The sequence below is a fragment of the Sulfitobacter aestuarii genome (assembly GCF_042685005.1).
Taxonomy (GTDB): domain Bacteria; phylum Pseudomonadota; class Alphaproteobacteria; order Rhodobacterales; family Rhodobacteraceae; genus Sulfitobacter; species Sulfitobacter aestuarii.
The window spans coordinates 1-19,070 of sequence record NZ_JBHUMP010000008.1 but is presented as its reverse complement, the minus strand read 5'-3'; the positions used below and the strand labels follow the sequence as shown (position 1 = coordinate 19,070).

Genomic DNA, 19,070 nt, shown 5'->3' with positions numbered 1-19,070 from the left:
CCCGGCGCGGCAGCCCGCGATCAAAGCGTGATGTCCGCAAGCGAACAAGAGAGCGATTTGAACTGCGTCTATATCGGGGTCGATGCGACGAACCCGACGCTGATCCTGCGCATCCGGTCCTTTCTGCGCGCCGGTGTCACGCTCACGGGCTTCACCTTCCGTCGTCAGAAATTCAACCGTGATTTCCGGCCTTTTTGGAACAACGTTCATCTCGGCACTACCGTGGACCGCCGGTATCTCTACCGGCTCCCGGCCCTCGCGAAGGGGCTCTGGCGCATGTTGCGACATGGCGAGACCTTTCGGCGCGCCGATTTCATCTATGCCCGCAATCTCGATCTCGCGGTGCTCGGCTGCTTCGCCAAGTACCTGACGCGCAGCAGGGCGCAGCTCATCTACGAGGTTGAGGATGTTCAGGCGGTGTTCTTCCGCCCGACGCTGCAGGGCAGGATATTCCGCGCGATCGAGCGCTGGCTGCTGCGGCGCGCGGATCTGCTCGTGGTGATGTCACCGGGCTTCCTGCGCGGCTATTTCATCCCGACGCAGAATTATGACGGGCCGAGCTACGTGCTGGAGAACCGGATACAGACCGACGATCGAAGCCTGCCGGAACCGGGAAGCCGGGAACCGTGGGCGCGATCGACGGAGAAGGTGGTGATCGGCTGGTTCGGCACGTTGCGATGCACGAAAAGCATGGAAATCCTCGGCCGTGTCGCGGATGAACTGGGCGACAAGGTCGAGATCTATCTGCGCGGTTACCCGACCGAAACCGGAATGGCCGAATTCCAGGAAGTGCTGCAGCGGCATCCAAACTGGGTCTATGGCGGTGAATATACGGTCCCGGACGATCTCGGCGATATGTACAGGCGCGTGCACTACGCCTGGTGCCTCGATTTCCTCGACGCGGAAGGAAACTCGCCGCTGCTGCTGACCTGCCGTATGTATCAGGGCGGCTATTACGGCGCGGTGCCGCTCGTCCCGGCGGGGAGCGAGATGGAAAGATGGCTCGCCAAGATCGGCATCGGTCACAGTATCGCGCCCGATTATGCGGAGAATCTCATCGCCATGCTGCGGCGCTTCGATATCGAGGACTACCGCGCTGAACGCGCCGAGGTCATGGAGAAGCGCGAGATCTTTCGCGAGGACGGGCGCGACCTTCAGGGCCTGCTCGGCTGTATCCGGGAGCAGCAGCCTGCGAAAGCCACGAAACCCTCAGACCGCCATTGAGGCCGTACAGGCCCGGCGCATGGTTTCCGCCTCCTGCGCGAGCTGATCGGCAAACAGCGTCGGGCGCAGGCCGAGATCCTGCAGCGTCATATGGGCGACGTGGAATTCGTTCTCTTCGGGTTCCTGCCGCGGGTTCTCGCGATACTCGATCGGCGCGCCGGTCAATGCCCCGACCTTCTGCGCCAGTTCGCGGATGCTGAGCGTCTCGGTAATCTGGTTGATCAGGCGGAACCGTTCGCTGCCGCGCGCCTCGGAGTTCAGCACCAACTCGACGCAGCGGATCACGTCGCGCAGATGGATGAAGCCGCGAGTCTGTCCGCCGGTGCCATAGACGCTGATATTCTGCCCCGTGGCGGCCTGCACGAGAAAGCGGTTCACCACCGTGCCATAGATGCTGTCAACATCGAGCCGCGTGCGCAGCTCGGGATGGCGCTCGGTGGTCATGGTCGAGCTGCCCCAGACGATGCCCTGGTTGAGATCGGTGATCCTTACCCCTTCGTCGCGGGCATATTGCTCAAACAAGACCTGATCCATCGCCTTGCTCATATGGTAGATCGAGACGGGCTTGCCGGGGTAGAGGATATTCATCTCCGCGCAGCGCCCGTCGGCGCCGTGGATCGTCGCCGCGACCTTGCCCTCCGGCAATTCGAGCCCGGCCGTCGTATAGCCGAGCACCCCGATCGAGCCGAGATGGATCAGGTGGCTGTCGAGCCCCAGATCAACCAGCGCAACCAGCAGCGCATGGGTCACACCGAGATTGTTCGTCACGGTGTAGCGCCGCGCCGATGGAGAGCTCACGGAATAGGGCGCCGAACGTTGCGCGGCGAGATGCACGATCGCCGAAGGCTGCAGATCCGCCAGAACGGCGCGCAGCCTGTCGTAATCCTGAGCGATGTCGATATGGTGAAAGCCGATGGTGCGGTCGCTCACCGACTTCCAGATGCCGCAGCGCTCCCCCGGGGACGCGATGGGCAGCAGGGGACGATATCCAAGCGCGTCATCGATACGCCGCCGCGACAGATTGTCGATGATCGTGACGTCATGCCCGGCCTCGGACAGGCTGAGCGCGATGGGCCAGCCGCAATAACCGTCACCGCCGAGAACCAGAACCGACTTGCTCATATGCACCAACCTTGGAAATCTTGACCTGAGAGCTTGCGAAACGCCTGCGCCTCGTCGGCGAGTCGTTCAGCGACTTCGGCGCGCAGCGCATCGGGGAAATCTGGCATTGATCGTGCCGGGCCGCGGGACATCAGGTCGCGGGCCCGGTCGCGCATGTCTCGCGAGATCAGCGGATCGATGCGCCGCATCATCCGGCTGCGCCACAACCGCTGCACGAACCGCGGCATCCGCGCGATCGACGCCGCGTCGTTATGCGTCGCAGCTTCGCCCACCGGGTGCGGCGGCAGATCCAGGAAATCGGTGAGCCGGTCAAGCGTCACCTGCGGCGTCAGCCGGAGCTGGTCGAAATCGAGGATCAGCAATTGCTCCCGCGAGAAGTGCTTCAGATAGGTTTCGAGCTGTGCGGTGTAGCGGCTCGTTTCCAGCATATGCGCCCCGGCGCTGCTTTTCAGCAGCATTGCCGGTGACACGCTGCAATGACCCATCAACACGGAATGCCGGTAATGGGACACAAAACGATCGACCGGATCGCGCGCCACGAAGACCAGACGGGTTTCGGGCAGGACTTCGGCAATGCGCCGGGGCACGCCCGGAAAGACGTCGTGCTTGCTGTAATTGGGCGAAATTTCCCCGCTCACCCGGCATTGTGCCGGGAATTGGCGGCGATACCATGAAAAGCCCAGCGGGAAGTTCTTGCAGGCGATGAAATAGTCGGTTTCCTTCATCCGCGACATGCCGATATCGGGATGATGGACCAGATGTTGATAGAGCGTGGTGGTGCCGGATTTCATCGAACCGATGACGATGAAATGCCGCTCCGATGTCAGGCGATGCGACGACTTCCTACGGGCCTTTCCGGGCCTGTCTTTCAATGCCGAACCCGCCGAAGCACGCTGCTCCGAAGTAGGCGGGCTCTGATCGGCGCGCGGCCGCTCGTCAGTTCTGGATGTAATCTGCATGGACGGATCTGTCCTGACTGGACGCCATGGTAAGAGCCACGCTGGTGACCTGAACGTTGACCCGGGCGAGCATCTGCAACACGTCCTCGATATCACCCGAGCGGGAGCGGCCCGCCCGCGCCAGCAGCACGACCTCGTTGGAAAGACGCGCCAGCGGCACCGCATCGGTCACTGCCAGGAGCGGCGACGTGTCGATGATGACCACATCGAAATGCTGGCTCAACCCTTTGACCAATTGCTCCATCCCATCCGAAATCAGGATGCCGCCGGGATCGTTCGGCGTGCTGCGTGAAGTCACGACCAGCGCGTCCGAATGTGCGTCCTGATGCAGGGCATTGCCGAGTTCGACCTCGTTGGACAGGATATCGACGAGATCCGGATAGGGCTCCATCGCAAGCGTTCGGGCAATGCTGCCGCGCCGCAGGTCCGCGTCGATCACCACGCATGAGCGACCCATTTCCGAGAAGGACCGCGCCAGGGCGATACATGTGGTCGTCTTGCCGACCTGGGGCGTCGCCGACACCAGGGTAATGACCAGTTTCTTGTGCCCGGCGCCGGTGGTGCCACCCTCCGCCGCCTTGGTCTGGGGCGGGCGCGGTGCATAGCTGTCGAAGCCGTTCATCAACAACTGCCCGCGCAGAGATCGGAACGCTTCAGACAATGCCGAGCGCGGGCGCGCCAGCATATAGGCAAGCGGATCGGATTTCAGCAGGCGCCAGCGCATCCGCGGGATCGTGAGCACATGACGCCCGCCGGTCAGCTCGGACAATTGCTGGGCAGAGCCGACGGATTTATCGAGCAACGAGCGGATGAACACGATCCCGAGTCCGAGGAAGACCCCGGCGGCAAGGCTGATCGCGACCGTTTCCTTCTTGCGAGGCGACGCGGCCGAGCTCGGCGGGCTGGCGTAGGACACGATCTGCGCATCCGGCGTCTGCAGCCCGGTGACCTCGTTCATTTCGGTCACAGTGGCCAGGAAGGAATCATAAACCACACGGTTCGCATCCCGCTGGCGCTGCAACTGCGCCACCGCGATCTGCTGCTTTGACAATTCGAGCGCCTGTTCTTCGAGCCCGCGCAGCTCGCGGCGCAGCGCCGCGCTACGTGCCCGGGCGACAGCTTCCTGCGAAGCCATATCGTCGCGCAGCTGCTGCAATTCGGTGCGAAGCGCCTTTTCGAGACTGGCGATCTCGTTCTCCACCGCGCCGCTGCGGGTCGTGTCGCTGCCAAACCGCAGCTCCATGACGCTCATGCTTTGGCGCAGATCGGAAATCTCGTTCCGCAACCGGTTCACCAGCGGCGAGTCAAACAGGCCGCTGACGGCCAAGAGGCCCTGTTCGTCAACCAGCCGGTCGATCTCGGTGAGTTCCGAGACCAGTTCGGTATGCTCCGAATTGACAACCGTCAACCGCTGCGACAGGTCGCGCAATTGCTGCGTCACCCGTTCTTCCGACCCATAGCCATCCGAAAGCATCGCATTGCGGTACTGGATCAGATCGCGTTCGGAGGCTTCGAGCCTGCCTTCGAGGTCCTTCAGGCGGCCGGTCAGCTTCTCCGTCATCTGCACCGAGGCGCCGAATTTCTGTTCGAGCTGATAGGCGAGATAGGCGTCCACTAGCGCATTGGGGACCGCTGCCGCCGTTTCCCGCGAGGTCGAACTGTAATAGACGTCGACCAGGAAGGAACTGCCCACGCGGTGCACGGAGAGGTTCTGGCTCAGCTTCCCGACATAGATATCCTGATCGCCCAGCTCGCGTTTCTCGGCCAGCGCCAGATGAGTGATCGGACGTTCCGTAGTGCTGCCGGTGGCGATGGGAATAAACGTTGATTCCGGCGCCCCCAGCAGGGTCTTGACGATGCTTTCCAGCGCCTCGCTCAATTGCGCGAATATGCCAGGCTCCGGCCCTTCGGGCTGCAGTGCCGGGTTGAACTCCGGCTCGGCCTCCAGATTGAGCTTTTCAGAGACGGCGCGGAGCTGGCGGCTGGCGGTCATCAGGGCGATCTCGCCCGCCATGGCCTCCTTGCTCAGCGTCAGTTCGGGAAAGAGATTCTCGATGGCGTTCGACGAGCCGCCGGGCTGCCCCATCATGATCTGCGCGCGCGCGACATAGACCGGCGTGGCCTGCAGCACCATGGCCGCAGCGATCGTGCCGGTCACCAACGCGCTGAGCGCGATGATCCACCAGCCGTTGCGAATGATCTGGATGATCCGGGCGAAATCCAGAACGAGATCGCCCCCCCCGGCCGGTTGGCTGCTATTATTCCGGAAAGGATCGTGCAGCAATTCTTTCATATCGGTACAACTCTTTAAAAATTTTAGGGGTGCATTTCTCGTGATTGAATATTGGTATTGTCGGGCAGATCACCGGATATCCGGTAGGCGGCAATGATGTCGGAGATTTCTCCGGCAAGATCCTGCTTGGGTCGAAAGCCGAGGACTTTCTCAGCCTTGTCAGTGCTATAGGCGCGGTTCTTGAGAAAGAAGTTCACCCGCCGCCGGAACAGCGGTGGCTCAACACCGAGCGGTTTGCACATCATCTCGGTCAGCCAGGCGAGGGTCATCATCGGGGCGACCGGCAGGTGCAGGGAAGGCTCCTTGACGCCAAGCTGCCCGGCGATCTCCGCCGTGGTTTCCCGCAGGGTCTGGAAGGTCGCGCCCCCGATCAGGAAGGCTTCGGCATTGAGTTCTTCGGCATCCATCGCCAGTTTGAACGCGGCGCAGAGATCGCGCACGTCGATCCAATGGGTCAATGCCTCACCGCGGCCGATATAGAAGAACCGGCGCTGTGCAATCATGCGGAATAGCTTGCGCATCCGCCCGTCGCCCGGCCCCCAGATCATCGTCGGGCGCAAAGCCAAGCCGCGGATGCGACCCTCATGGAAGTATTCCATGGCGATCAGCTCGCCCTCCAGCTTGGTCTGCTGGTAGATGTCGCCGGGGTTGAACGGGTAGTTCTCATCGGCGGGCGGGTGATCGATATCCGAATGGACCCCGTTGGTGGAGCAGAGGATGAAGCGCGGCACTCCGGCCTCGATCCCCGCGTCGAGCATCCGGCGCACGCCGGTTGCGTTGATCTCGCGGAACACCTCGTCTGCCAGCCCCTCCTGGCGAAATACGGCGGCGATGTGATAGATCCCGGCGACACCGCTCACAGCCGGGGCCAGGGTTTCGGGCTCTTGCAGATCGCCGATCACAACCTCCTCGGCGAGGCCCTCGAGCGCCGCTGCCTGCTCCGGTTTGCGAACCATCGCCCGGACCCGAACTCCGCGATCCGCCAGGTAGCGCACCAGATGCGACCCGACGAAGCCCCCGGCGCCGGTAACCAGATATATCGGCTTCTGGGTCATGGGTTCACGGTCTCCTTGCCCGGCGTGTTCAGGACGCGATCGGCCTCCGGCAAGGTCCCCTCGACAGCCGTCGGGGCGCGGGCCTCGCCGTTCTGGATCAGGTTGCGCACGGTATATTGCTTGATCCGGCGCGCATTGGCGAAGATCATGATCTCACCCACCAGCCCGATCGCGATGATCTGCACGCCAAGCACGATCATCAGGACGAAGAAGATCAGGGCAGGGCGGTCCGCCAGCGCCATGTCGCCGAACAGGCGGAACGCGACGAGCACCAGTGTGGCGATACTGCCGATCAGGAACAGCGGCAGGCCGATAGCCCCGAAAAACCGCATCGGACGGCGCAGGAACTTGAGCACGACGAACAGGGTCATACCATCGAGCAGGGCGCGCAGATGGCCCAGCGGCTTGAAGAAATACCTGACGTTCTCGTGGCCCTGTTCGGGCGGGCTCAACTCCAGCTCGACGACGCGATAGCCGCGTTCGGCGGCGACCACCGGAATGAAATGCTGACGCGAACCGAAGGCCGCGGCCTCGGCGATGACCTCGCGCCGCGCCAGGCGGACCCGGCAGAAGGGATCGCTGAAATCCTGCCCCGACAGCGCCGTGAGCAGCCGGTGCAGGAGCCTTTTGCGCAGACCCTGAAACGCCGTCTGCTTGCCGCATTGACGTCGCGCGGCGACGACCATGTCATTGTCCCCGAGCGCGGCGAAAAGCCTGCCGAGCTCCAGGGTCGCCACTTCCGGCCAGGCCGAGAGGGTCAGCACCAGCGCGCCGCGCGCGCGCCGGATCGCCGCCAGCAACGCGAAATCATCGCCCGCCCAGGGACGCTGCGCCACCACGGAAAGCTCCGGCCAGTCGGCTTCGAGGGGCCGGAGCTCGGCAAGCGTATGCGCCTCCGCACCGTCGTTCATGCAGATGACCTCGTACCGGCGTTGCAGCCCGTCGAGCGCCGGACGATAGGAGCGCAGCATCGCCGCCAGCCCCTTCACATCGCTCGCGGCGACGATCACCGATAGTTCCGGTTCGGCTTGCACGGAGGGGAGAATGCGCTGGCGGTGGGTGTCGGTATTGGTGATATCCATCAGGCCACCCCCAGGGACGGCGCACGGGGCCTCGCCGAACCGGCCTCGCGGGTGACCTGAGCAAGACGCGTCACATCTTCGCGCTGCAGGTCATCGGCGACCGGCAGGTTCGGTATCAGGTCCTGTTCGGCGTTATGGAATATCACGTTGATCACCAGCCCCAATAGCACAAGAAAGACGGAGAGAGAGGCCAGCAGCCCGACCACGGCCATCTCCACCACATGCGGCCCGCTTTCCCCGCGGATCAGCAATGCCGCACCGATGGCGGCAAGGGCGGCGAGGACGGCGCCGCCGGAAAAACGTCGCAGCGGATGCCGGGCGAAAAGCAGCAGGCTCTTGATCGCCAAAAGGTCGAGCAAGACCTTGAAGATGCGGGATAAACCGTATTTCGATTCACCGAATTGCCGGGCATGATGACGCACACCGACTTGCGCGACGCGCGCGCCCATGGGAATGGTCATCGCCGGGATAAACCGATGCATATCGGAATAGAGCGGCACCTTGCGGATCATCTCGCCGCGGTAAACCTTGAGCGAACAGCCGTTGTCGCGGATCGGCAGGCCGGTGACGAAACCGATGATCCGGTTGGCGATGATCGAGGGGAGTCTGCGGCTGATGAACTTGTCCTGACGCTTGATCCGCCAGCCGACGACGATGTCATGATTGTCTTCGAGCTTGGCGAGCATCATCGGAATATCCGCAGGATCATTCTGCAGATCGCCATCCATGGTCACGAGATAGCGACCACGGGCATGTTCGACCCCGGCAGTCATCGCCGCGGTCTGCCCCTCGTTGCGAAGAAAGGTCACAACGACGAGCCGCGGATCGAGCGCGGAAATCTCGGTCAATCTCGCGACGGTGTCATCGCGGCTGCCGTCATCGACGATGACGATCTCGAAACTGCGCCCGGTAGGCTCGAGGCTGGCCACGATGGCGTCGTAGAGCGGCCGGACACTTTCCTCTTCGTTGTAAACCGGCACGCAGACCGAAATCTCGATCTCCTGGGCGAGGTCGGGCGATTGAAAAGCCTTGGACATGCTATCTCCTCGAATAAAGGGTAGCGGAAAAACCTGGTGTAGAAATCTCAGTATAAAATCCGGTCCAATATGACCGGAGGCGAGAAGAACTTGTAAATATGAACCGACTATAGCACCGATTCGGCAGTTTTCACGGTTTTCTTTAGCTCCAGCATCAACTTACACCGCTTTTTTGACCGCTCCGAACCGCCAGCACCCTCCGTATCCGCCGGACCGGAAGGCGGTCTCATGTTATTGACCCGGCAGGTCGCTCGGCACCGCGATCAGCTCGACCTCCAGAACATCGAGCGGTTGCAGAACCATGGTGCGCTCCGCGAGGAACGAGCTGCCATCTTCCCTTGTGACCCGGAAAACGGGACGCAGCTCCAGATCCTGCGCCATCGCCGCGATTTCCGCGTCGCCCTCGTTCTGCAGGGCGATCAGCATCGTCAGACGGGCATCGATCTGCGCCAGGTCTGATTTGACGCGCTGCAACTGGGTCAGCGCCTCTTCCTGACGCCGCGCCTCAAGGTCGATCCGCGACCGTTCGATGTCCATCACCTGCTGACGGGCCCTGAATAGCGCGGTCTCGGTATCCGTCTCCCGGGCCTGCAGGTCGATCAGGCTGCTTTGCAGCGAAATCAGCGTCGGCGAGCGCGCCAGCCCGCGTTCGAGCAGCTGCTCCATATTGCCGGTCTGGGTCGTCATCATCTCGATCTGCCGGGCCAGACCCTGCAGCTTTTCTTCGAGCGCGGCCGTTTCGGTCGCCAGCAGCGCTTCGGATTTGTCGAGCGAGGCAAGACCGCGGCGCAGGGATTCCTTGCGGCTGTCAAAGACCCGGCGCTCGCGTTCATAGATCTGCGCAAGCGCCGTCTCGCCCTCCGGATGGGACATGCGTTCGGGGAAATCCACCGATTCCGCCTGCGTCGTCTCCGCTTCGAGCCGGGCAGCCTGAACCGCGAGCTGCACTCTCTCGATCTGCAATTCCCGCAGCTGTCCGGCATCCCTGATCTGGGCCCGCATCAGCCCCCGTTCGCCGCTTTCGCTGCGAAAGACGCCGCCGGCCATTGCCAATGCCTGATCGGCGCGCAGGCCCGGGCGGTATTCATAGGCGCTGGGGCGCTGAACGTCGCCCATCACATAGACCGGCCGATAGGTGCGCACTTCGACGGTGGTGCTGGGCGCCTCGTTGAAGCCGAAGATCTGCTGCATCCGCTCGGTGATGGTCGCAGCCAGTGCATCCGGCGTCGACCCCGCGGCCTTGAGCGCGCCGACCAGCGGCAGCTGCAGCTTGCCTTCGGCGGTGACCGTGTATTCGCCTTCGATCTCCGTCAGGCTGCGGAAAGTGAGCGTCGCGGCATCCCAGGCCAGCATGCGGATCGCGATCCGGTCGGAAACACCAAGCAGGTATTGAGCGACATCCCCCGATTGGCCGGGATCATCTTCCTGCGCGAGTTCCTGGGCGAACGCGGCAGAGACCGAAACCACGCAGGCGAAGGCCAGCAGGGCCGCGAATTGCAGCATGAGGGCGACTTGGACCTGAATACTTGATATTACGCGAGAATACAGTAGAAAATTCCTTACAATAAACCCTAGATCGGAACCCTGATGCCAGGAACCATCACTGCGGTCATCCCAACCTACAATCGCGCCGCAATGCTGGGTGATGCCATTGAAAGCATACGCAGCCAAAATCGACCTGTCGATGAAATTATCATCTGGGATGACGGTTCCACCGATGGGACCGAGGCGGCCGCGCGTTCCGCCGGGGCGGTATGCGGCGACAGGAAGGCCGATGGCCCCTTGCCGCGGCTGCGATATTTCCGAACCGAGAACGGCGGCAAATCCCGCGCATTGAACCGGGCCCTGGCACAGGCGCGGGGCGATTACATCTGGGTTTGTGATGATGATGACATTGCGCTGCCGACCGCCGCGGCGACGCTGGCGGCACGTCTCGACGCCGATCCGTCCCTGACCGCCGCAGCGGGCGGCTACCGGCGGTTTTCGGATGATGAGGCCACCGGCGCGCGCAGGGAAATCGGCCCCGGATATTGGCCGGATCTTTCGCGGGGGACGATCCTGCGCCACCTGCTTGAGGATATCTTCCTGTTCCAGAATGCCACGATGGTGCGTCGTGCGGCTTTCGATGCGGTCGGACCGTTTCGGGAGGATCTGCCCCGCGCCATCGATTATGACATGATCGTCCGGCTCGCCTGCCATGGCCCGATTGAGGTGCTGGAAACGCCGCTGTTCCTGCAGCGCAAACATGACGGCGATCGCGGCCCGGCCGCCGCCCGTCACGCCGCCGCGCGCTCCGAGGAGACCTGGAAGGCCGCCGACCGCGCGGTCTTCGCACCGTTCCATGATTCCCTGCCGATGCGGCTTTACGAGGCGATGTTCCATTCGCCGGATCCCGCATTGGTGCGGCGTGCCGCATATCTGCAACGCGCCTGCGTCTTTGCCCGGCGGACCGATTGGCAACGCGCTGTCGAAGACTTCGCCGCGGCCGCGCGGATCGCCCCTGACACGGCTCTCAGCGATGTCGAGATCGCGATCTGCCGCCGGGCGCTGTCTGGCAAACATGGCTGTGTCGAGGTGCTGGACCGCGACGTTCAGGGCGCGCTGCGCGATGTCGCGCTGCAATCCTCTGCCGGTGGCGACATCGCCCGGGCCTTGGTGCGCGGCATCGTCTGGCGCGGGCGCGCCGCGCTGCGCCGACGGGATTATGCCGAGGCTTTCGCCATCGCGGGGCTGTCAGCGCGCCTGCGGCTCGCGGCACGAAAGCGCGGCACGGCACCCGACCGGCTGGAAGAACGCGACAGGCTCCCGCCGCGGGCCCATGTGACCATCTGACCGTCTGACGGCGGCGTCAATATCTGCGCAGGGCGTAGACGATTCCACCGAGCAGCCCGAAAGCCAGGAAGGTCCCGTATTCGAGCCAGGCCAGCGCCAGCGCCTCGGCGGAGCCGATTCCCCATTGCGCGAGCAGGAACAGGAAAATCGCCTCGCGCACCCCGATGCCGTTGATGCTGATCGGGATCATCATCACGAAGATCGCGATCGGGGCGATGGCAAAGAAGCTGCCGTAGCTGAGCGGCAGGCCCAGGGCTTGGGAAAGGGCCCAGTAAAAGGTGACGACATTGACCTGTAGCAGCAGCGACAATGCCAGGCCTCGCCAGAGCGCGGCCGATTTGCCGCGATAGATCGTCATCGCCTTGCCGATGTCACCGAGCTTCCTGCGCAGTTTATCGGGCAGAAACCCCGGCAATCGCGCCGCCCCGCCGCCTGTCCGGCGGCGGGGCAAGACCACCAGCGACAGGATCGCGGCGAGCCCGGCGAAGGCGCAGATCAGCCAGAGCTGCAGGGCAGGCAGCCGCTCCGTCACCTCGCTGACGGAGAGCATGGCCAGCAACGCCAGAAGCGCCAGCGCCAGAAGGCCGAGCAACCTGTCGAGCAGCAGCGACATCAGCGCCAGCGACAGGCTGGCACCGGCGCGCCAGGCATCATGGCTGCGGATCACATCGCCACCGATGATCGAGGGCAGAAATTGCCGGAAGAAGCTCGAGACAATGGTGGAGCGGAACAGATAGAGCCAGGGCGGCCGCACATCCTGCACCGCGAGCAATCCCTGCCAGCGGCGCGAGATGATTGCCGCGCCGAAGCATTGCAGCAGCATCGCAAGCCCAATCCATCGCAGATCGACATCGCGCAGGGCCGCACCCACTTCCGAAAGATTGGCACCAAGCAGGATCCAGGCGATCAGCCCGGCAGATGCCAGGAGTTTGATCGCGAAGAGCCACCAGTTGCGCGAGGGTTTCGAAGCGCCGCTGTCCGGCTGCCCGCGCCTTCGCGTCAGCAACATGGGTCGGACCTCATCGACCTTGCTCATCGAGGGCTCCTCCCGTCTCATTCCGTTGCCCTGCGCGCATCCCGAGGGGCATCGGGTCAGCGACCATAGAGTTTCGGCTGGGCCAGCGCCAGGCACCCTGACACGACGCCGAGATGCAACGCGCCGCGCAACAGCCAGAACATGCGCCGCGATTCGGACCAGCAGAACGCCACCGTCGCGACCGCGCAGATCAGTAGCTTTCCAAGCGCGCTCAACGCCAGCGCCAACCGCGCCAGCGGCGCGGGTGCCGCCGCGGCATAGCTCTGGCCCATGCGGTATTTGCGCAGCAGCAGCCAGGAGAGTTTCAGCCGACCGGGGGTGACGTCCTCGGTAACGATGGCATCCTCGGCAATCACGAACCGCGCCCCGAGACGGGCGATCCGGAAGAAGAATTCGGTGTCCTCGCCGCCGGTCTGCCCGCGGGCGAGGTCGAAACGCTCGTCCCGCCATGGTTTCCCGCGCCAGGCCAGCATCGCGTTGCAGGTATGGCCGGTCTGAACCGCACCGCGGCGCTGCTCGGGAATGTTGGAATGAACATCCTGCTGCCGCATCCAGGCCGGGGCCTGGGGCGCATAGCGGGCCAGCGCCGGGCCGAAGACCCCGTCCGCACCGCTCGCCACCGCCCGGGCCAGCAGCGTGGCGAGCCAGTCCGGGCTGGCGGTCTCGTCGTCATCGATGAAGGCGATCCAATCCGCGTCCGCCGTCGCCAGACCGGCATTGCGCGCGATCGAGATGTTGCGCGCGGGCGCATGATGATAGAGCACCGGCACGCGCATCTTCGCCGCCGCCGCCTCGACCGTCTCCCGCGCGCTTGGCCAATCGTCATTATCCGCCACGATGACCCGCATCTCGACCCCGTCCGGCTGAACCTGCGCATCAAGCGACATCAGAGTTTGCGTCACCGAAGGGCGGCGGAAGGTGCAGAGCAGCACGTCGATCCGCGTCGGCTTCGATTGGGTTGCGCTCATGTCCGCACCTTCGCGCGCTGCGCTCTCGGGCGTTCCGCCGTCAGGATCTCCCGCAGGAAACCGCTCCCCCATGCCAGATGCATCGCGCCCAGGGCGGGACCGGCGCAGAGGCCGCAGAGGCTTTTCAGGCGGAACGCGCCGAGCAGGGATACCGCCATCAACAGCGCGGCATAGAGAGCCGGGTAGGCCAGCGCAGCGGGATGCCAGCCGAGCAGCAGCAGCGATAGGATCAGCATCAGGACATGCAGGACCGGGATCAGCTGCCGCAGCCGGGGCCGCATCCGGTGTTTCCTCATGGTGCGCGCCCGGCCACGTCCGTAGTTCCAGTATTGCCGGGCCAGCGCCGACAGGCTCGGGCGCATGTGGTAATCAAGCCGGATGTCCGCCTCGAGCCAGATCCGCCCGCCCGCCGCGCCGAGGCGATGATCGTATTCGGCGTCCTCATTATGGCTGAAACTCTCGTCATATCCGCCGATCTTGTGAAACCAGTCGAGCCTGAACCCGGCGTGATGCCCGTGATCGACCCATTGCGAAAGCCGCCCGCCGCGATGCGCGGAACCGCCCGAACCGAGCGGCGTATCGACGATCCAGGCCGCTGCCCGCTGAAAACAGGTCTCCCCGACCGCGTCCATCGGCACCACCAGCGAAGCCGCCTCGGGCCGGGCCAGAAGACCGGCGGCCACCGCCCGGACATAGCCCGGCGGATAGACCGCATGCGCATCGCAGCGCACCAGCACGGCATGATGCGGCAAGCGGCACCGGGCGACGACCGCATTGATCGCCGCCGATTGAAGGCGGGCCCGGTTCTCGATCAGGTCCAGATTGGGAAATTCGCTCTGCAACCGGCGCACGATCGCGATCGTGGCATCGTCGCTTCCGCCATCCGCGATGACGATATCGACCCCGGCCATGAACGGATCCTCTCCCAGCAGCGAGCGCAGGCAGGTTTCGATCGCTCCTTCCTCGTTGAGCGTCGGTACGGCAACGAGCACGCGGGCCGCAGACAGCGGCGCATGACCCGGATCTTCCGGTGCCGCCGGAGCGCGGGCCGGGACGTTCAGACAATCCTCTGGCGGCGTGACATCATTCAATTCGAAATTTCCCGAAAACATAATTGATCAAATCATCTGGCTTCTGGCGGAGCTTCGGGCAGCAGAAATATCGGCCCGTCGCAGCGCGGCGTGGCGCTAGCTCCTGTCGTTTTGTCGGTGCATTCCCTCCTTCAGGACGATGAGCGCGCCGATCCAGAATAGCATGTGGAACAGCACGAAGGGCCGCAGAAAATCGGATTCAGTCACGGTGCGCGCCAGAACCGCGACGGATTGCGCCAAAAAGAAGACGAAGGGCATGGTGGCCAGCCGCCAGGCTCCGGCAACCAGCTTGCCCTGCGCCCAGAGCGTCGCGACCACCGCGAGCGTCAGCCCGATCAGCCCCTGATGCACGGCGATCTCGTAATAGCTGTTGTGAAAGTTGAACGCGTCCCCCGGTCTCTTGTGGAACTCTTCGAAGATCATCTGGACCGTCGGCGAGGCGTTATAGCGCCAGAAACCTTCGGCTCCGACCCCGACGAAGGGGCGTTCGGCGATCTGCTCGTCGGCGAAATCCCACAGTAGCGTCCGGCCGGTGAGCGTGCTGTCCTTGCCGAATTTGTCGAGCACCTGGTCCACCGGGTTTTCCTGCAGCGTCGGCACCACCACGCTGGCGGCGAAGAACAGGGCCGAGATGAACAGGAACGCCAGCGACAGGCGGCTGGCCCGCTGCGGACCGCCGCTCACGATGATCTTGCCAAGGAGCACCACGCCGCCAACGCCAAGAAGCAGCAGAACGGCGGTGGCGGATTCGCTGACCGCCGCGAGGAACGCCGCAAGAATGGCGAGCGCCGCCGCAAGAAGACGCAGAAACGGCCGGCTGCCGGAATCCATCGCCGTGGCGCTCGCCGCGGCAAACAGGATGACCATGCTCTTGCCCATGGTATTCTTCTGCGGAAAGACCCCGAGATTGAGATGTCCGCTTGTCAGGCCGACATAGAGGCTCAGCACGGCGATCGCCCCGGTCGCAAACACGACCGCATGCATGATCTGCCGCGCGGAAAGCACCGCCGCGACGTGAAAGCAGATCAGGATCGTCAGCAGCAGATACAGCGCGTTCTTGAAGGCACCCATCGGCTCGACAGCCCAGATCGGCGAGATCAGACACCACAGGGCAAAGAGCAACACGACCCAGCCCCGCGCCATCAGCGGCAGAACCTGTTTCTGATCGCGCCAGATCGCATAGGCGAAATAAAGAGCCAGCGGGTAGAGCAGCAGCTCGTCATTCTTGAACTGCACGAAGGTCACCAGCACCCACAGGGCGAAGGCCCAGAAATCTCGCTGCGCTGCCGTGATACGCAATTGAAGCGCATTGCGGGAAGGCTGATAGGTCGCGTAATTGCTCATCGTCACCATCACATGCTGTTCGCGGAGTGTGTGCCGGGAAATCCATTTGAGCAAGCTTTTCGAGAAAGGAATATCAGCAGGGCCCGGCGCCGCGCGTGGGTATTCGTTCAATAACCCGAAAAACAGGCGCCGGAACGCTCAGATAGAAGTCGGTGCATAATGACTCCATAGGGCAGATGCCAGCTCAAACCGACTTATGGGAATCATCTCCTCACACGGGGACCGGATGCCACATGCGCTATCCCAAACCGCACCAATCTGGCGAAGATTCAATCAGGCCGGGTAATTTAGACGGTCAAAACTCAACCTTTTCGGGAGAATGACCCTTTGCGCTGCACAGGCGTTGACCAGCCAACGATCGCTCGCCATAGTCGGGATGATTTTTTGATTGTTATTTTCGTTAACGACCACCCCCATTCAACTGTCGCGGCGGCGCCAATTTCTCACGACCCTGCGTAGCAATATCAATGATCCTTATTGCCTTCGAAACATCGTTTCGGGGGCCGAAGATATAATGCCCTATTTTAACCGAGTAACTTTGTGAGGAATGTATATGTTCGACATTACGAAGTTCAGCGACAATTTTGACAATTTCAGTGAAGATTTCTGGTTTATTTCGGACTTTGTAGTTGCCGCTCAGTGGAACCAGACCGGCTGGAACGAAACCTACCTGACAAGCGACGCAGGCGAGGTGACCCTGACCTTCGACGGCGCGGATATAGAAGGCAAACCCTATAGCGGCGCGGAATTCCAATCCGATCATTTTTATGGCTATGGCAGCTATGAAGTCGAGATGATGCCGTCCGGCGAATCGGGGGTGGTATCGTCCTTCTTCCTCTTCACCAACACGTTGTTCGGTGCCGACAGGCATAACGAAATCGACATCGAGTTTCTCGGTGGCGACACCAGTGTGATGAACGTCAACTACTTCTACGGGAACGAGAAACTGGGTGACAACGGCAGTGTCCAGATTCCGCTCGGGTTCGATGCGGCCGACGCGCTGCATGTCTACCGGATCGACTGGCAGCCCGATTCGATCCGCTGGTATGCGGATGACGCGCTGATCTATGAGATCGAAAGCGGCTCCGGCTCCGTGCCGATCCCGGATGAGGCGATGAAGATCTACGCCAACATCTGGACCGGTGGGACCGGGCTGGAACATTGGCACGGGCCGATTGCGCCGGATGCCAGCACCCAGGCGGTCTATTCCTCCGTGAGCTATACACCCTATACCGTAACGCCCTCGGACGCGGGGGGCGATGCCGTGTCCTTCGCCGGACATGACCAGGCGCTGATCATCGATCTGGCGGCCGACACCTATGCCAAGGCGCCGCGGATCATGGCCATCGGCGACTCGCTGACCGAAGGCTGGGTGCATTCCGGTCATCCGAGCGATCCGCCCGCGGAGCGCGACGGCTACCGGCTCGATCTATGGGAGCATATCCTCGCCAACGGCGGCTGGACCGATTATGTCGGCCCGCTAGTCACCGGACCCGACACCATGCCCGACCGCGATCATGCCGGGGTGGGCGGCAAGCATCTCGCGGCCATCGTCGATGACGGGAACGGCCCGTCTGATTTCTCCGAAGCGCTGGCTGATGAAGTGCCCGATATCGTGCTCTTCATGGCCGGAACCAACGATTTCCAGAACAACGGCGAAGATAATTTCCGCAATGTCGACTTCCCGGAGATCATTTCCGGTATCGCCGCCGCGGTAAGCCAGTTCTACGCGGTCACCGGCTCCGCGGAGAAATACCTAGTGATCTCGACGTTGCCGCCGAAGGTCAAGGCGGGGGTGCCGTTCGAATATGCCAGCTATCTCAACGAGGGCTATTCGATCGTCGATAACCAGATGGTCGCGGGGGATGCCAATAATGGCACTTATGTTAAAGGTCTGATCGCGACGGTGACGGAACTTCAGGCGCAGCATCCAACGCTGATCCTGTTCCACAATCCGGTCACGACGATGGAAGACATCTCGCCAGACCTCATCCATTTCTCGAACCTCGGTTATCAGCATTATGCCGAGGCACTTTTCGCCCTGCTCGAATCCGAGATCGGCCTCACCGACGGCTATCTCGCCAATATCGCAGAGACCCTCGCCCCCGCGCGCGAGGCAATCGGCGGCGAAGCAGGCGACCGGATCGGCGGTGATGCGCAGGACAACATCCTGCGCGGCCGGGGCGGCGCCGATTTCCTCGAAGGGCGCGGCGGTGCCGACACGCTGGAGGGGGGCACCGGGCTCGACACTTTCGCCTATGGTCTCGACGCGCTCGATGGCGCGACCGACAGGATCACGGATTATTCCGCCGCCGATGGCGATGTCATCGATCTCGGCGCGATCATCGACAGTTTCGGCTGGGACGCATCGGAAATCGCTGCCAATGTTACGGTAAGCGATGTCAGCGGCGGGGCCGAGGTCGCGATCACCACGCCGTCGGGCACCTTCGTGCTCGCGCTGGTGGAAAATGTCGCGGCAAGCGAGATCCGCCTGGCGACGACCCAGTTCACCGAGAATTATACGCCGCTGGAGGAGCTTGTCGGCACGTCCGGCAATGATTCCATCTATGACGGCGACCGGTCCCTGCCGATCTACGGGCTTGCCGGGGATGACAATCTCAACGGGGCCGGTGGCAATGACACATTGGAGGGCGGTCCCGGGCTCGATCGGCTGACCGGCGGTTCGGGGGCCGATGTGTTCCGTTACAAGGCCGCAGATCTCGACGGCAGACGCGATATCATCGAGGATTTCTCGATTGCCGAAGGCGACAAGGTCGATATTTCGCAGATCGGCAGCTTCTATGGCTGGAGCGCGAGCGAGCTGATGGATCGGCTGAGCTTTCGCGACACGTCCGGCGGCGATCTTCAGCTTAAGATCAACCTGCCGAGCGGCACTGTCTCCTTCGCTTTGATCCGGGATATGGACGAGACGAGCTTCCTCGCCGCAAAATCACTGATCCTCGAGGGCGGCGCGCCGCCCGATACCGGCGATGATGACGGGAACATGCAGCTCAGCGCGCCCGATAC

General features: G+C 62.9%; 14 protein-coding genes. 3 read left to right on the top strand and 11 right to left on the bottom strand.

Translation table 11 applies throughout. From position 1 onward, the window contains the following. The first annotated feature begins 57 nt into the window (after positions 1-57). Positions 58-1,224, top strand: coding sequence for a glycosyltransferase (locus ACFSUD_RS10555; protein ID WP_386374164.1), 1,167 nt, complete (start codon positions 58-60; stop codon positions 1,222-1,224). Here the strand turns inward: ACFSUD_RS10555 and ACFSUD_RS10550 are convergent. The 7 genes from ACFSUD_RS10550 to ACFSUD_RS10520 form a co-directional block, all read right to left on the bottom strand. Next, positions 1,210-2,346, bottom strand: coding sequence for an NAD-dependent epimerase/dehydratase family protein (locus ACFSUD_RS10550; RefSeq protein ID WP_386374162.1), 1,137 nt, complete (start codon positions 2,344-2,346; stop codon positions 1,210-1,212). The two genes, ACFSUD_RS10555 and ACFSUD_RS10550, sit on opposite strands and share 15 nt — an antisense overlap. Continuing rightward, entirely contained in the window at positions 2,343-3,305 is a 963-nt protein-coding gene (locus ACFSUD_RS10545) for a sulfotransferase family protein (protein ID WP_386374160.1), read from the bottom strand. The genes ACFSUD_RS10550 and ACFSUD_RS10545 overlap by 4 nt, the downstream gene beginning before the upstream one ends. Then, complete coding sequence (locus tag ACFSUD_RS10540) at positions 3,283-5,598, bottom strand: GumC family protein (protein WP_386374158.1); 2,316 nt, start codon at positions 5,596-5,598, stop codon at positions 3,283-3,285. The genes ACFSUD_RS10545 and ACFSUD_RS10540 overlap by 23 nt, the downstream gene beginning before the upstream one ends. Before the next feature lie 23 nt (positions 5,599-5,621). Further along, positions 5,622-6,653 carry an NAD-dependent epimerase/dehydratase family protein gene (locus tag ACFSUD_RS10535; protein ID WP_386374156.1) on the bottom strand — a complete coding sequence of 344 codons (1,032 nt, stop codon included), beginning with the start codon at positions 6,651-6,653 and terminating at the stop codon, positions 5,622-5,624. Next, positions 6,650-7,735, bottom strand: coding sequence for a glycosyltransferase (locus ACFSUD_RS10530; RefSeq protein ID WP_386374155.1), 1,086 nt, complete (start codon positions 7,733-7,735; stop codon positions 6,650-6,652). The genes ACFSUD_RS10535 and ACFSUD_RS10530 overlap by 4 nt, the downstream gene beginning before the upstream one ends. Continuing rightward, positions 7,735-8,772: a glycosyltransferase family 2 protein gene (locus ACFSUD_RS10525; RefSeq protein WP_386374154.1), complete on the bottom strand. Its 1,038-nt coding sequence runs from the start codon at positions 8,770-8,772 to the stop codon at positions 7,735-7,737. The genes ACFSUD_RS10530 and ACFSUD_RS10525 overlap by 1 nt, the downstream gene beginning before the upstream one ends. A 231-nt stretch (positions 8,773-9,003) precedes the next feature. Continuing rightward, complete coding sequence (locus ACFSUD_RS10520; RefSeq protein ID WP_386374152.1) at positions 9,004-10,275, bottom strand: polysaccharide biosynthesis/export family protein; 1,272 nt, start codon at positions 10,273-10,275, stop codon at positions 9,004-9,006. Between the two features lie 84 nt (positions 10,276-10,359). On the opposite strand from ACFSUD_RS10520, the gene ACFSUD_RS10515 reads away from it, so the two are divergent. Further along, a complete protein-coding gene (locus tag ACFSUD_RS10515) occupies positions 10,360-11,604 on the top strand; it encodes a glycosyltransferase (protein ID WP_386374150.1) in 1,245 nt (414 codons plus the stop codon). 16 nt (positions 11,605-11,620) lie between these two features. Here ACFSUD_RS10515 and ACFSUD_RS10510 read toward each other — a convergent pair whose 3' ends face one another. The 4 genes from ACFSUD_RS10510 to ACFSUD_RS10495 form a co-directional block, all read right to left on the bottom strand. Beyond that, on the bottom strand, positions 11,621-12,640 hold the full coding sequence (locus ACFSUD_RS10510) for a lysylphosphatidylglycerol synthase transmembrane domain-containing protein (protein ID WP_386374148.1): 1,020 nt from the start codon (positions 12,638-12,640) through the stop codon (positions 11,621-11,623). A 56-nt stretch (positions 12,641-12,696) separates the two neighbouring features. Beyond that, positions 12,697-13,608, bottom strand: a complete 912-nt coding sequence (locus ACFSUD_RS10505) for a glycosyltransferase family 2 protein (protein ID WP_386374146.1) — start codon at positions 13,606-13,608, stop codon at positions 12,697-12,699. Next, positions 13,605-14,699 carry a glycosyltransferase family 2 protein gene (locus ACFSUD_RS10500; RefSeq protein ID WP_386374144.1) on the bottom strand — a complete coding sequence of 365 codons (1,095 nt, stop codon included), beginning with the start codon at positions 14,697-14,699 and terminating at the stop codon, positions 13,605-13,607. Before ACFSUD_RS10500 ends, ACFSUD_RS10505 begins: the two co-directional genes overlap by 4 nt. A 96-nt stretch (positions 14,700-14,795) precedes the next feature. Beyond that, the gene (locus tag ACFSUD_RS10495; protein WP_386374142.1) at positions 14,796-16,052 is read right to left on the bottom strand and encodes an O-antigen ligase family protein; all 1,257 of its coding nucleotides are present in this window, start codon (positions 16,050-16,052) and stop codon (positions 14,796-14,798) included. A gap of 544 nt (positions 16,053-16,596) precedes the next feature. Here ACFSUD_RS10495 and ACFSUD_RS10490 point away from each other — a divergent pair. Beyond that, the coding region (locus tag ACFSUD_RS10490) for a family 16 glycosylhydrolase (RefSeq protein ID WP_386374140.1) at positions 16,597-19,070 on the top strand (2,474 nt) is incomplete at its 3' end.

Bases quoted from the DNA above. Each gene is read 5' to 3' on its own strand.
- ACFSUD_RS10550 (WP_386374162.1), bottom strand. From the start codon at position 2,346: ATGAGCAAGTCGGTTCTGGTTCTCGGCGGTGACGGTTATTGCGGCTGG.
- ACFSUD_RS10545 (WP_386374160.1), bottom strand. From the start codon at position 3,305: ATGCAGATTACATCCAGAACTGACGAGCGGCCGCGCGCCGATCAGAGC.
- ACFSUD_RS10540 (WP_386374158.1), bottom strand. From the start codon at position 5,598: ATGAAAGAATTGCTGCACGATCCTTTCCGGAATAATAGCAGCCAACCG.
- ACFSUD_RS10535 (WP_386374156.1), bottom strand. From the start codon at position 6,653: ATGACCCAGAAGCCGATATATCTGGTTACCGGCGCCGGGGGCTTCGTC.
- ACFSUD_RS10530 (WP_386374155.1), bottom strand. From the start codon at position 7,735: ATGGATATCACCAATACCGACACCCACCGCCAGCGCATTCTCCCCTCC.
- ACFSUD_RS10525 (WP_386374154.1), bottom strand. From the start codon at position 8,772: ATGTCCAAGGCTTTTCAATCGCCCGACCTCGCCCAGGAGATCGAGATT.
- ACFSUD_RS10520 (WP_386374152.1), bottom strand. From the start codon at position 10,275: ATGCTGCAATTCGCGGCCCTGCTGGCCTTCGCCTGCGTGGTTTCGGTC.
- ACFSUD_RS10515 (WP_386374150.1), top strand. From the start codon at position 10,360: ATGCCAGGAACCATCACTGCGGTCATCCCAACCTACAATCGCGCCGCA.
- ACFSUD_RS10510 (WP_386374148.1), bottom strand. From the start codon at position 12,640: ATGAGCAAGGTCGATGAGGTCCGACCCATGTTGCTGACGCGAAGGCGC.
- ACFSUD_RS10505 (WP_386374146.1), bottom strand. From the start codon at position 13,608: ATGAGCGCAACCCAATCGAAGCCGACGCGGATCGACGTGCTGCTCTGC.
- ACFSUD_RS10495 (WP_386374142.1), bottom strand. From the start codon at position 16,052: ATGGTGACGATGAGCAATTACGCGACCTATCAGCCTTCCCGCAATGCG.